This is a genomic window from Cryobacterium sp. Y57, from assembly GCF_002929505.1.
Taxonomy (GTDB): Bacteria; Actinomycetota; Actinomycetes; order Actinomycetales; family Microbacteriaceae; genus Cryobacterium.
In genome coordinates this window covers 32,964-46,805 of the sequence record NZ_PJJL01000071.1, presented here as the reverse complement: position 1 = coordinate 46,805, position 13,842 = coordinate 32,964, and the positions used below count along the sequence as shown (strand labels likewise).

Here is a 13,842-nt window from a genome sequence, read left to right as displayed (position 1 = left end):
ATGTGCCTGTCTACCGAGATGAAGCCGTCGTGCTGCGCACCCACAAGCTGGGTGAAGCCGACCGCATCGTCACCATGCTCACTCGGCAACACGGCAAGGTGCGCGCAGTCGCCAAGGGAGTGCGGCGCACCGGCTCTAAATTCGGGGCCAGGCTCGAGCCGTTCATGGTCGCCGACGTGCAGCTCTATGAGGGCCGCAGTCTCGATATCATCACCCAGGCGGAGTCACTCGGCTCGTATGGCGCCCTGATCACCGCCGACTACGGCAGCTACACCGCCGCGAGCGTGATGGTCGAGACCGCCGACAAACTCACCGAATCCGAGGGATCGCTCCAGCAATACCTGCTGCTCGTCGGCGCGCTGCGATCACTGTCCCGACAGGAACACGGTTCCCACCTCACCCTCAACTCCTACCTGCTGCGTGCCGTGTCGATGGCTGGCTGGGCACCGAGCTTTCAGGACTGCGCCCGGTGCGGCGCGCTCGGCGAGCTCAGCGCGGGAGGTCAACACAGCGCTATGGTCGTGCAGATGGGCGGCATCGTCTGCGACGAGTGCGCCGCCCCCGGATCGCCCCGGCTCGATGTGGAGACCATCGACCTGCTCAGTGCATTGCTGACCGGCGATTGGGAGCACGCCGCCGAGTCGCCCGAACGCGCCCAGAATCAGGCGGCCGGCGTCGTAGCCGCCTACACCCAGTGGCACCTGGGCCGCGGGCTGCGCTCGCTGGAACACGTCGCTCGATGATGGCGAGTCTGTTCGGTCTCAAAGGTTCAGCGCACGCCCCGTTCACCCACCGAGACGCCGTTGCGTTCAAACCGCTCGACTGGACCGGCCTATATCCGCCCGATCTGCCCCGCAAAGTCGTGCCGGATCATGTCGCCGTCGTCATGGACGGCAACGGCCGCTGGGCCAACGGGCAAGGCCTCACCCGCATTGAGGGGCACAAAGCCGGCGAGGCAGCCCTGCTTGACGTCGTCGCCGGAGCCATTCAGATCGGCGTCAAACATCTCAGCGTGTACGCCTTCTCCACCGAGAACTGGAAACGTTCGCCCGAGGAAGTACGTTTTCTCATGGGCTTCAACCGCGACGTGCTGCACCGCCGCCGCGATCAACTCAACGAGTGGGGCGTGCGCATCAGGTGGGCCGGGCGCAAACCGAAGCTGTGGGCATCCGTTATCACCGAACTGCAGTTCGCCGAGCGACTCACCGCCGGCAACGATGTGCTCACCCTCACCATGTGCGTGAACTACGGCGGTCGCACCGAAATAGCGGATGCCGTGCGCGCTCTGGCCGAGGACGTCGCCGCCGGCAGGCTGAAGCCGTCCGGTATTACCGAGAAAGCCATCGCCCGGCAGCTGTACGTGCCGGAACTGCCCGACGTCGACCTGTTCGTGCGCAGCTCGGGGGAGCAGCGCACGAGCAACTTCCTGCTCTGGCAGAGCGCCTACGCAGAGATGGTCTTTCTCGACACGCTCTGGCCGGATTTCACGCGGGTCGACCTCTGGCACGCTATCGGGCTCTACGCTTCGCGCAACCGGCGCTATGGCGGCGCAGTCGACACTCCCGCGATCTGAACACCGCCGGTAATGGTCCAAACGGGGAATACGCAGACACCAGCCCCCGTTGTGACGAAGGTGACTGACACCAATACGAGCGCTGCGACCGCATCCACAACAAGCCCACCAACCGACATCCGCCCCATCAAGGTCGACATCTGGTCGGATGTGCAGTGCCCCTGGTGCTACATCGGTAAACGCAAGTTCGAGGCCGGCGCCGCCCAATTCAACGGTACCGTCGAGGTGGAATATCACAGCTTCGAGCTTTCACCCGACACCCCGGTCGACTATGCCGGCACGCCGTCTGAGTATCTGAGCGAGGCTAAAGGCATGTCTCCCGGCCAGGTCGCCGAGATGCTCGAACGTGTCACCGGTATTGCCGAAAGCGTGGGCCTGCACTATGACTACGACTCGGTGCACCAGACCAATACGGTCATTTCCCACGAGTTGTTGCATTACGCCAAGGCGCACGGTCGTCAAATCGACATGAAAGAGCGTCTCCTGAAGGCGTACTTCGTCGATGGGCGTCATATTGGCCGAATCGAGGATCTCGCCGATCTGGCCGCGGAAATCGGCCTTGATCGCGGGGACGTCTTGCGGGCGTTGACCGCGCATGACTTTCTCGCCGATGTGAAAGCGGATGTCGCGCTGGCTACTGAGTACGGCATCCAGGGAGTTCCGTTTTTCGTCATCGATGGCAAGTACGGCATCTCCGGCGCGCAGGATCCTGCTACTTTTACCCAGGCTTTCAACCAGATACTCACCGAAAGATCAGAGGAGAAAATCGCATGAACGACACCAACACCGCCATCGTCCCGCCGGTAACCACCGAACCAGCCGGTCGACCCACCATCCAACTCCTCGGACAAACCGAAGCGACCACCGACGAGGCTGCCGGCTCGTGCTGTGGCGGCGGCTGCTGCAGCTGATCTAGACCCAGCGCGCACCGGCGCAGCTATCGCACGGTCCATTCCCTGCGGCAGCTGCGCTTTTGTGTGCCGTGTGGCCTGGCGCCGCGGCCGATTCGCGGATCCTCCGCTTTCTGGGAGAATTGAACCAATATGACTTCACGCACCCCTGCAATCGGTGATCCGGCGCCGTCAGCGGTCGAACCGCTGAGAATAGGCTCACTCACGCTCGATGTGCCCGTGGTGCTCGCGCCGATGGCCGGTATCACCAACACGGCGTTCCGCCGGCTGTGCCGCGAATACGGTGCTGGATTGTTTGTCAGCGAGATGATCACCTCTCGCGCACTCGTGGAGCGTAACGCCGAGACGATGCGGCTGATTACCCACCACGAGAGCGAAACAACCCGTTCCATCCAGCTGTACGGCGTCGACCCGAAGACCGTGTCCGAGGCCGTGACCATGCTCGTCGCGGAGGACCGCGCCGATCACATCGACCTCAATTTCGGCTGCCCGGTACCCAAGGTCACCCGCAAGGGTGGGGGAGCGGCCCTGCCCTGGAAGATCGGTCTGTTTCGTCAGATCGTCGAAGCTGCCGTCACCGCGGCCGGCCCGATTCCCCTGACCGTGAAGATGCGTAAGGGCATCGACGCCGACCATCTGACCTATATCGAGGCCGGCAAGGCCGCTGCCGGGGCCGGCGTGTCGTCCATCGCCCTGCACGGGCGCACGGCCGCCGAGTTCTACTCCGGCCAGGCTGACTGGTCGGCCATCGAGAAGCTCAAGAATGCCATCAGCGACGTGCCGGTACTCGGCAACGGCGACATCTGGTCAGCCGACGACGCCCTGCGCATGGTTCGTGAGACCGGATGCGACGGCGTCGTCGTCGGGCGCGGATGCCTGGGCCGTCCGTGGCTGTTCGGCGACCTTGCCGCTGCGTTCCGCGGCCAGCAACTCAAAGCTGAACCCGGCCTCGGCCAGGTCATCGACGCCTTCCGCCGCCACGCTGAACTGCTCACCGAATACTTCGATAGCGAAGACCGTGCCTGTCGCGACATCCGCAAGCATGTTGCCTGGTATTTCAAGGGTTACCCGGTGGGCGGCGACCTGCGCGCGAGCCTTGCCATGGTGCAATCCCTGGCGCAGCTCGACGACCTGCTCGGTACCCTCGACGCCTCGTTACCCTACCCGGGCGCCGATGTCGAGGGGCCGCGTGGTCGCGCGGGAACACCGAAGAAACCGTCGCTGCCCGAGCATTGGCTCGAGTCGCAGGATCTTGTCGGTGCGCAACGACTGAATCTGACCGAGGGCGAAGGGGATACCAGCGGTGGCTAACAAAACCGGATACAGCGAGACCGATGAGGCGCGTTGGCTTCCCGAGGAGCATTATTCGCGGCGCAGCGATTTTGCCCGCGACCGGGCACGCCTGCTGCACTCGAGCGCGCTGCGCCGCCTCGCGGCCAAGACGCAGGTGCTCAGTCCAACGGCGGGGCTCGACTTCGCCCGAAATCGGCTCACCCACTCGCTCGAGGTCGCTCAGGTTGGGCGAGAGATTGCGTCGCGCCTCAACGTCGACCCCGACATCGTCGATACAGCCTGTCTCGCGCACGACATCGGGCATCCGCCGTTTGGGCACAACGGTGAGAAGGCACTCAGCTTGTGGTCCGAAGACATCGGTGGTTTCGAGGGCAACGCCCAGACCCTGCGTCTGTTGACCCGGCTGGAACCCAAGGTGTTCGGGCCCGATGGTCACAGCTATGGCCTCAACCTCACCCGAGCCAGTCTCGATGCAAGCTGCAAATATCCCTGGCCCGAGAGCTCCTCGGTCTACGACCCGAGCGGGCGCGCCAAGTTCGGGTTCTACCAGGACGACATCGCCGCGTTCGAGTGGCTGCGCGCCGGAGCGCCCGACCGCCGGCTCTGCATCGAAGCACAGGTGATGGATCTCTCCGACGACATCGCATACAGCGTGCACGACTTTGAAGACGCAATCGTCAACGGCTACGTCGACGTGGCCGCCCTGAGCAGCCGCACCGATCATGACGAACTCCTCGCCACCATGTCAGAGTGGATCGGCGACGCCACCAGCGCCGACGACCTCGCTACCGCGTTCAACCGTCTCGACTCTCTCGATGGCTGGATGGAGTCCTGGACCGCCGGACGCCGCGACCAGGGTCGGCTCAAGAACCTGACGAGCCAGCTCATCGGTCGTTTCAGCGGTGCCGCTGTGCACGCCACCAAGGAGGCGCACCCCGGCGCGAATATGCTGCGCTTCGGGGCTAACGTGGTCGTGCCGCGCGAGATCCAGGCCGAAATCGCGGTGCTCAAAGGTATCGTGGCGGCATTTGTGATGACCCGCAACACGCGCAAGCCCATCTACGTGCAGCAGCGGCAGGTGCTCACCATGCTGGCTGAAACCCTGCATCAGTCCGGCGACGAGCACCTTGACCCGGGCTTTCGCGAAGACTGGCATGCTGCCGCCGATGATGCCGCCCGAAAGCGCGTCATCGTCGACCAGGTGGCCAGCCTCACCGACCAGTCAGCACTGGCCTGGTACGAACGCCTGGTGCAGGGCTAAAACTCCCCCCTCCCGACACCTTTCTGTGGACGGGGCCCGGGCCCGGGCGCCTGGCGACGGAGCCCGTCGCCCCGGGACGATAGAATTTAGGCATGGCTGGACTGATTCGACAAAGTGACATCGAAGAGGTCAAGGCCCGCACCAATATTGCCGACATCGTCGGTGATTACGTCACCCTGAAGTCCGCGGGTGTCGGCTCGATGAAGGGTCTGTGCCCCTTTCACGACGAACGCAGCCCGAGCTTTCACGTACGTCCCCAGGTGGGTTTCTACCACTGCTTCGGCTGTGGTGAGAGCGGTGATGTGTACTCTTTCCTGCAGAAAATGGACCACGTCAGCTTCAGTGAGGCCGTCGAACGCCTGGCCGGTCGGGTCGGCCTCGACCTGCACTACGAAGACGGTTCTGGCGCAGCTCCCGACCACGGTAATCGTGCGCGACTGCTCGCTGCCAATCAGGCAGCATCCGATTTCTTCATTGAGCAGCTCGGCAGTGCGGGTGCCGAGGTCGGCCGCGCTTTCCTGGGCCAACGCGGATTCGACGCCGACGCCGCGACTCGATTCGGGGTTGGGTTCGCCCCGAAAAGTTGGGACGAATTAACCAACCACCTGCGTGGTCGCGGGTTCACCACCGAAGAACTCACCCTGTCCGGCTTGGTCTCCAGTGGCGACCGCGGCATCTACGATCGCTTCCGTGGTCGCCTGGTGTGGCCCATTCGAGACATCACCGGGCAGACCATCGGCTTCGGCGCCCGCAAACTGCTCGAGGATGACAAGGGCCCCAAGTACCTCAATACGCCGGAGTCTCCCGTGTACCACAAGGCCCAGGTGCTCTACGGCCTCGACCTGGCCAAGCGTGATATCTCCCGCAGCCACCAGGTCGTGGTGGTCGAGGGCTACACCGACGTCATGGCCTGCCACCTGGCCGGAATCACCACGGCCGTCGCGACCTGCGGCACCTCATTCGGTGTCGACCACATCAAGGTGCTGCGCCGTGTGCTCGGTGACGATTCGGGCGTTGGCGAGGTCGTCTTCACATTCGACCCGGATGCCGCCGGCCAGAAAGCCGCCATGCGCGCCTTCAGCGAAGAGCAGCGGTTCTCCGCCCAGACTTATGTGGCCGTCGGCCCGGAAGGACTGGACCCCTGCGACCTGCGGCTGCAACGCGGGGATGACGCCGTACGACGGCTGGTCGACTCGAAGAAGCCCATGTTCGAGTTCATGATTCGGCAGATTCTCTCTCAGTACAATCTCGACACCGTTGAGGGCCGAACTGCGGCCCTGCGTGCCGCGGCTCCCGTGGTCGGCGATATTCGCGACCCCGTGCTGCGCCCTGGCTATACCCGCGAACTCTCCCGCATGCTTGGAGTCGACATGGGCGAAGTGGCCAAGGCGGTCACGAACGCCCAATCCGAGGCACGCGCCGCGGCGAGCGGCGCACCGAACGCGCCGCGCCACGCCGGCACGATCGAAGTCCTGCCCGAGCGCCCGTTCTCGCTGGTCGAATTGCCCGGCGACCCGGTCACCCGGCTCGAGCGCGACGGCCTCATGGCGATGCTTCAGCGACCGACACTGATCGGCAGAGACATCCTTGACAGCGCGGTGCAGACATCCTTTTCCAACACCTCGCTCGCGGTCGTGCGCGATGCCATCGCGGCGAGTCTCGCTCATTTCGACGCGCTCGACTGGCTCGATCGGGTGGTCTCCGAGGTGCCTGACACCTTCAAGAACCTCGTGCAGGAACTCGCCATGGCGAATCTTCCTGAGCGCACCGAAAAAGATGTCGCCCGTTACGTACGCGACATCACGATCGTGCTCATTGACAAAGACCTGCTCAGGCTCAAGGCAGAATTGCTCGGGCGCCTCCAGCGAGCGGATACCGCCGACACCGAGATGTACCGCGCTCTTCAGCGGGAACTCGTGCGGGTCGAGGCCGAGCGCCGCGCCCTCCGCGAGGAATGACCGTACAACCGGCATTTTTCATATGCTCGCCAGTAAATCGCAGCAAAGAACTTCACCCTGCAACATCTGAGCGCGAGTTTGTTGCAGATCTGTAAAGAAGCTGCGGCTGATCGTTGCTATCTGCAACTTCTGTGCTAACTCTTGGCTAACAGCAAGGAACAGCTGCGCTCTGTTCGAGCGTTCCTGATCAGAGGACTTCTAGAGGAAGAGGACGACGGATATGACATCCGCATTCACTAACGGCACGCGCGCTCTCGCTGCCACAGCCGGACTAACCGCTGCGGCGCTCGTTCTGGCCGGCTGCGCTTCGGGCGGTTCTACCCCCAACGCCGGGGGCACTATCATCCTTGGTACGACCGACAAGGTCACCACCCTCGACCCAGCTGGTTCTTATGACGCTGGATCGTTCAATGTTCAGCTGCAGGTGTTCCCCTTCCTCATGAACACGCCGTACGGCAGCTCCGAAGTCGAACCCGACATCGCCACCAAGGCGGAGTTCACCTCGCCGACGGAATATACCGTCACTCTCAAGCCCGACCTCACCTGGGCCAACGGCAATGCCCTCACCTCATCGGACGTGAAATTCAGCTTTGATCGCCAGCTCGCGATCGCTGCCGATAACGGCCCGTCATCGCTTCTCTACAACCTTGCGAGCACCGCGGCCGTGGACGACACCACGGTTGTCTTCACCCTCAAGGCTGCCAACGATCAGATCTTCCCCCAGATCCTGTCGAGCCCGGCCGGTCCCATTGTCGACGAAGAATCCTTCTCGGCCACGGAACTGACCCCCGACAACGACATCGTCGCCGCCAAGGCGTTCGCCGGACAGTATGAAATTGCGAGCTACGACTTCAATAACATCATCTCGTACAAGAAATTCGACGGATACCAAGGGCTTTGGGGCGCCGCGAAGAACGACGGCGTCAACGTGAAGTACTTCACCGACTCGTCCAACCTCAAGCTTGAGGTTCAGGAGGGCAGCGTGGATGTCGCCCTGCGCAGCCTGTCAGCTACCGACATTGACGACCTCCGCGGCAACGACAATGTGTCTGTTCTGGACGGCCCCGGTGGCGAGATCCGGTATATCACCTTCAACTTCAACACGCAGCCGTACGGAGCGACGACCGCCGAGGCCGACCCGGCCAAAGCATTGGCTGTGCGTCAGGCAGTGGCCGATATTGTCGACCGCGGCGAGCTCGCCGACCAGGTCTACAAGGGCACAAACACCCCGCTGTATTCCTATGTTCCCAATGGCTTGACCGGTGCGAACGAGTCCCTCAAGGGCCTCTACGGTGACGGATCGGGTGCGCCTGACCTCGACAAGGCTAAAGCGACCCTGGAGGCTGCCGGAGTGAGCGTTCCAGTCGATTTCAGCCTGCAGTACAACACCGACCACTACGGGCCCGGATCGAGCGATGAGTACGCGCTGATCAAGGATCAGCTCGATTCGTCCGGCCTGTTCAACGTCTCACTGCAGTCGACCGAATACGTGCAGTACGTCAAGGACCGTACCGCCGACGTGTACCCCGCGTACCAGCTCGGTTGGTTCCCGGACTACACCGACGCCGACAACTACCTGACACCGTTCTTCCTGACCGACAACTTCCTCAGGAACCACTACAGCGACCCGGAAGTCAACGACCTGATCCTGAAGCAGGCCGTCACGGTTGACCCGGCAGAGCGCACCGCACTCATCGGTGAGATCCAGAACAAAGTCGCGGCCCAGCTGTCGACTCTGCCGCTGCTGCAGGGTTCACAGGTCGCGGTGACCGGTACGGACATCACCGGCACCACGGACACGCTCGACGATTCCTTCAAATTCCGCTATGGAGCACTCTCCAAGGGATAATCGGCACGTCGACTAAAGTTTTTTAGTCAGATCACCGGGGGTGTTCAGCGCGAATTCGCTGGATGCCCCCGATTCTTTTGCAATCGTGAGGTAGTTATGTCCATTGTGGCCCTGAAGCCATCCGCGTCGACAGGCGGACGCGCTTCGAAGAAGAAGCCCAGTCAGGAGGGCGGAATCGGTCGATATCTGCTGATTCGGTTTCTCCTGATCATTCCCACGATTTTCATCCTGGTCACCATGGTGTTCTGGCTCATGCGCGCAACGGGCGACCCCATCACAGCGGCTCTTGGTGGCCGTCTTGCGCCTGAGCAGCTGGCCGAACGCATCCACGAGGCCGGCTACGACCGCCCTATCCTGGTGCAATATTTCGAGTACCTCGGCCACATCTTCACCGGCAATTTCGGCACCACGATCAGCACCAACCGGCCAGTCTCCGAAGTTCTCCTCACCTACGGGGCGGCGACTGCTGAGCTGGTCTTTTATTCCCTCCTGGTGGCACTCATCGTCGGAATCCCGCTCGGTATGGTCGCGGCTTACTGGCGCGACAAGGCACCGGATGCCGTCCTGCGCGTGTTCGCCATCCTCTGCTATGCCACACCAGTATTCTTTGCCGGACTCCTGCTCAAGCTGGTCTTCGCCGTGTGGCTCAAGGTGCTCCCCGTAGCAGGGAGAGCCACGACCGGCTCCGAACTGGAAATGGGGTTCCTGCCCAATAAGACCGGCGTCTACACGATCGACGCCCTGCAGACCGGCGACCTCGCGGTCTTCGGGGATGTTCTGGCCCACGCTGTGCTCCCCGCGCTGGCCCTGGGGCTACTGACGGCCGGAGTGTTCCTCCGCCTCGTGCGCACCAACGTCATCGGCACTCTGGGCACCGACTATGTAGATGCCGCCCGCTCGCGCGGTGTCAATGAATTTCGTCTGGTGAGCAAGCACGCCTACCGGCCAGCCCTCATCCCCATCATCACCGTCATCGGCCTGCAGATCGCACTGCTGCTCGGTGGCGCCGTACTGACCGAAACCACCTTCGAGTGGAAGGGCCTGGGATTCATCCTGATCGAATTCATCAAGGCCCGCGACTTCGTGGCCGTGCAGGGCATCGTCGCACTGCTCGCCGTCATCGTTGCCCTGTCCAACTTCATCGTGGACATCATCGCCGCGCTCATCGACCCGAGAGTGCGGTACTGATCATGACAACGCTCACTGAAACCACTCTCTCACCCCGGGCTCCGCTGTGGACCCGCCTGCCCGTCGTGCATCAACTCCGCCAGAGCGTCGGCCTGCAACGCGGCATGCTCGTAGCCGGCCTCGTCATCACCGGCGTCTTCATTCTGACCGCAATCTTCGCGCCACTGCTCGCGCCGTACGGCTACAGCCAGCTGCGCGATGACAGCGGCCCCTTCGGAGCCCAGCAGGCGCCCGGCGGCGCACATCTGCTCGGTACTACCGTCGGCGGCTACGACGTGTTTTCGCGTGTTATCTGGGGCTCGCAGACCGCGATCACCGTGATGGTCATCGCCATCGTGCTCTCGATCTTTGCCGGCGTAGCCCTCGGCCTCGTCTCCGGTTACTTCGGCGGATGGCTCGACCGGGTGCTCGTCGTCATCTGCGACGCCGTGTACGCCTTTCCGGCGCTGTTGCTGGCGATCGTCATGGGCATCGTCATCTCTGGCGGCCGCTCCGGCCTGTGGGGCGGGATATTCGCCGCCGCGATCTCGATCACCGTTGTCTTCATTCCGCAGTACTTCCGAGTGATTCGTGCCGAAACCGTGCGCATCAAGGCTGAGGCCTACGTGGAGTCGGCCCGGGTGCTCGGTGCGAGCAACGGCCGCATCATGTTTCGCCACGTTTTGCGCAACGCCACGCGAACCCTGCCCCTCATCTTCACGCTGAATGCTTCCGAGGCGCTGTTGACACTGGCGGGCCTCGGCTTCATCGGCTTCGGCATCGAGCCATCCTCGGCTGCCGAGTGGGGGTACGACCTGAACAAATCACTGTCCGACGTCTCGAGCGGTATCTGGTGGACCAGCCTGTTCCCGGGGCTGGCCATCGTGCTTGTCGTTCTCGGCATCACCCTGGTCGGCGAGAGCCTGAACGACCTCGCCGACCCACGACTGCGCAGTCGACGTGCGCCCGGCAAGACCGCCAGCGGCGTCGTCGCTGCCACCAGCGTCGTCCCCGGCGGAACCCTCAATGCCGGACCTGGCGGTATCGACGGGCTTGAGGCCAGCTCGCCGGCTTATGACCAACACCCGAACGACGACCCATTCGAGGCCAAATAATGAGCTCCCTGCCCGACGTCGTTCGCATCGACAACCTCAATGTGACCTTTGCCACCGATGGCGGAGCGGTCACGGCCGTCGACGGGGTCACGCTGCGCGTCGCGCCCGGTGAGGTTCTCGCTATCGTGGGGGAGAGCGGCAGCGGCAAAACCGTTACCGCCAAGACCATTCTGGGTCTGCTTCCAGAAACGGCGATCGCCCAGGGTGCCGTGATTCTCAGCAGCAAGGACGGCTCCCAGTCCAATGACGTGCTCTCCGTGAGCAAGCAGAAGCTGCGCCAACTGCGGGGAACGGATGTCTCCATGGTTTTTCAGGAGCCGTCTACGGCGCTGAACCCCGTGTACACCGTCGGCTGGCAGATTGCGGAGGGCATTCGCGCCCATGGTGAGTTCAGCCGCACAGAAGCGCGCGCCAAGGCGATTGAGATTCTCGGTCGGGTCGGAATCCCCGACCCGGAGAGCCGCGTCGACTACTATCCACACCAGTTCTCGGGCGGGCAGAAGCAGCGCGTGGTCATCGCCATGGCCCTCGTGCTCGACCCCGGGCTGATCGTCGCCGATGAACCGACCACGGCCCTCGACGTGACGGTGCAGGCCGAGATTCTCGACCTGCTGCGACGCTGCCGCGACGAGTTCGGCAGTGCGATTGTGCTGATCACCCACAACATGGGCGTGGTCGCCGACCTCGCCGACCGCGTGGTCGTCATGTACGAGGGCAAAATCGTCGAAGAGGCCCCCGCTCAGGAGCTGTTCTCGAACCCGCAGCACGACTACACCAAACGACTGCTCGGCTCGGTGCCGCACGTCGGTCAGGGCACGACGCGGGCCACCGCAAGGCTTGAGGCTCGCGAGGCTCACTGGGCAGCAGCTAAGCCGGTCGTTGTCGCCGACAACCTGAAAATTCAGTACCCAGGTCGGCTCGGCAAACCTGGTTTCACCGCCGTCGATGGAGTGAGCTTCACCATTCGTCCGGGCGAGGTACTCGGCCTGGTCGGTGAGAGCGGATCGGGCAAGACCACGATCGGGCGGGCCATGGGCGGGCTGACCCGGGTGACTGGTGGATCCCTCACCGTGCTCGGCCATGAGATGAACGGATTCAAGGAACGCGCCTTCAAGAAGGTGCGCAGTGACATCGGTTTCGTCTTTCAGGACCCGGCATCGAGCTTCAACCCGCTACTCACGATCGCTGAGTGCGTGGCCGAACCGCTCGTCGTACACGGACGTGCGGCCAACCCCCGTGCCGCCCGTAGGCGCGTCAACGAGCTGCTTGAGGCGGTCCAGCTGCCGCGCGCATTCGGTGACCGCTACCCGCACGAGCTCAGCGGTGGACAGCGTCAGCGCGCGAGCCTAGCGCGCGGACTCGCGCTGGAGCCGAGCCTGCTCATCGCGGACGAGCCGACCAGCGCGCTCGACGTGTCGGTGCAGTCGAAGGTGCTCGAGCTCTTCGCTGAGCTGCAGAAAGAGTTTGGCTTCGCTGCGCTGTTCATCAGCCACGACCTGGCCGTCGTCGACATTCTCGCCGACCGCATTGCCGTGCTCTACCAGGGAAAACTGGTCGAGGAAGGAACTGGCGCGGAAGTACTCGGTGCCCCGAAGGATGCCTACACCCAGAGGCTGCTGGCGTCGCTGCCGGTTCCTGATCCGGCGGCGCAGGCTGTGCGGAGGGATGAACTTCGTATCCTGCGTGCGGCAGGATAGATCGAATGAAGCATGGCGCTGCATCCGTTCCCCCGATTCAAACGAGCGATCTGACCATCGAATACCCGCCGCACGGGGCGAGCCCGGCGTTCGTCGCGGTGCACGGGTTCACCCTGCGCGTCGCACCGGGGGAGGTCGTGGGTCTGCTCGGTGAGAGCGGCTCGGGCAAAAGCACCCTCGCCCGGGTGCTCTCCGGTGACGCATTCGTGAACGATGCCGCTGGCATCCGTCCGCAAATCACCGGGGGAGAGGCAACCGTGCTCGGGTTCGAGCTGCGCCGTATCAGCAAACGTAAGCTGACCCGGCTGACCTTCGAAGTGGGGCTGCTGGCCCAGGATGCCGCCGATACCCTGCCGTCGACGATGACGGTGGCCGAGATTGTCGCCGAACCGGTACTCGAACGGGATCGACGGTTCAACCGTCGTGCGCTCGGCGCCCAGGTGGCCACCATGATCGATGCGGTGCGCCTGCCGCTGGCTCTTCTCAGTCAGTATCCCTATGAGCTCTCCAGCGGTCAACGACAGCGGGTAGCGCTGGCCCGAGCCCTCGTATTCGGTCCGGCCCTGTTGATCGCTGACGAGCCCACAGCGGGCGTTGATGTACTGGTGCGCGACGCCGTGGTTGACCTGATCCGCGAATTGCAGCAGGAACGATCCTTCTCCGCGTTAGTGATCAGCTCCGACCTGGCCGTGCTGCAGCGCGTCACCAGTCGCATCGGCGTCATGCACCAGGGCGTGCTGGTCGGTCTCGGTACCATCGACGACGTCTTTCGAGACCCCTGGCACCCGTATGTCCGTGGACTCGCCGCAGCTTTGCAGCCGCCCGCCGTCACTCCCGCAGGCCCTGCTGTCGTCGATGATGTGGGCAGCATCGAGGTTGGCGACTCCAGCGGTGAAACCGGTGGCGTGGCCGGGAACTGATCTGGGTCGCGATCGATCGCATCCGCTGTGAATCGTGATCGCTCACGATCGGCCCGACACGCCCGACCTGCTTTGGCGCACCAGACTGCTCAACTGTT

The 13,842-nt window shown here is 63.4% G+C and carries 12 protein-coding genes; all 12 read left to right on the top strand.

The genetic code is table 11. The features are described 5' to 3' along the window. Positions 1-2 precede the first annotated feature (2 nt). The 12 genes from recO (at position 3) to CXY72_RS14325 (ending at position 13,744) form a co-directional block, all read left to right on the top strand. On the top strand, positions 3-743 hold the full coding sequence (recO, locus tag CXY72_RS14375; RefSeq protein ID WP_104128583.1) for a DNA repair protein RecO: 741 nt from the start codon (positions 3-5) through the stop codon (positions 741-743). Further along, positions 740-1,573 carry an isoprenyl transferase gene (locus CXY72_RS14370; protein ID WP_233197856.1) on the top strand — a complete coding sequence of 278 codons (834 nt, stop codon included), beginning with the start codon at positions 740-742 and terminating at the stop codon, positions 1,571-1,573. Before recO ends, CXY72_RS14370 begins: the two co-directional genes overlap by 4 nt. Positions 1,574-1,690: 117 nt before the next feature. Next, positions 1,691-2,347 carry a DsbA family protein gene (locus tag CXY72_RS14365; protein ID WP_233197871.1) on the top strand — a complete coding sequence of 219 codons (657 nt, stop codon included), beginning with the start codon at positions 1,691-1,693 and terminating at the stop codon, positions 2,345-2,347. Continuing rightward, on the top strand, positions 2,344-2,484 hold the full coding sequence (locus CXY72_RS19630) for a hypothetical protein (protein WP_158252586.1): 141 nt from the start codon (positions 2,344-2,346) through the stop codon (positions 2,482-2,484). The genes CXY72_RS14365 and CXY72_RS19630 overlap by 4 nt, the downstream gene beginning before the upstream one ends. Before the next feature lie 132 nt (positions 2,485-2,616). Beyond that, on the top strand, positions 2,617-3,795 hold the full coding sequence (gene dusB / locus CXY72_RS14360) for a tRNA dihydrouridine synthase DusB (protein WP_104128360.1): 1,179 nt from the start codon (positions 2,617-2,619) through the stop codon (positions 3,793-3,795). Next, the gene (locus CXY72_RS14355; protein ID WP_104128359.1) at positions 3,788-5,038 is read left to right on the top strand and encodes a deoxyguanosinetriphosphate triphosphohydrolase; all 1,251 of its coding nucleotides are present in this window, start codon (positions 3,788-3,790) and stop codon (positions 5,036-5,038) included. The genes dusB and CXY72_RS14355 overlap by 8 nt, the downstream gene beginning before the upstream one ends. A gap of 92 nt (positions 5,039-5,130) precedes the next feature. Further along, on the top strand, positions 5,131-6,996 hold the full coding sequence (gene dnaG, locus CXY72_RS14350; RefSeq protein ID WP_104128358.1) for a DNA primase: 1,866 nt from the start codon (positions 5,131-5,133) through the stop codon (positions 6,994-6,996). Positions 6,997-7,216: 220 nt separating this feature from the next. Next, positions 7,217-8,845 (top strand): ABC transporter substrate-binding protein, encoded by a 1,629-nt coding sequence (locus tag CXY72_RS14345; protein WP_104128357.1) that lies wholly within the window; start codon positions 7,217-7,219, stop codon positions 8,843-8,845. A gap of 96 nt (positions 8,846-8,941) precedes the next feature. Further along, positions 8,942-10,033 (top strand): ABC transporter permease, encoded by a 1,092-nt coding sequence (locus tag CXY72_RS14340; protein ID WP_104128356.1) that lies wholly within the window; start codon positions 8,942-8,944, stop codon positions 10,031-10,033. A gap of 2 nt (positions 10,034-10,035) precedes the next feature. After that, the gene (locus CXY72_RS14335; protein ID WP_104128355.1) at positions 10,036-11,127 is read left to right on the top strand and encodes an ABC transporter permease; all 1,092 of its coding nucleotides are present in this window, start codon (positions 10,036-10,038) and stop codon (positions 11,125-11,127) included. After that, a complete protein-coding gene (locus tag CXY72_RS14330; protein WP_199184052.1) occupies positions 11,127-12,824 on the top strand; it encodes an ABC transporter ATP-binding protein in 1,698 nt (565 codons plus the stop codon). Before CXY72_RS14335 ends, CXY72_RS14330 begins: the two co-directional genes overlap by 1 nt. 5 nt (positions 12,825-12,829) lie before the next feature. Next, positions 12,830-13,744 (top strand): ATP-binding cassette domain-containing protein, encoded by a 915-nt coding sequence (locus tag CXY72_RS14325; protein ID WP_104128354.1) that lies wholly within the window; start codon positions 12,830-12,832, stop codon positions 13,742-13,744. Positions 13,745-13,842 lie beyond the last annotated feature (98 nt).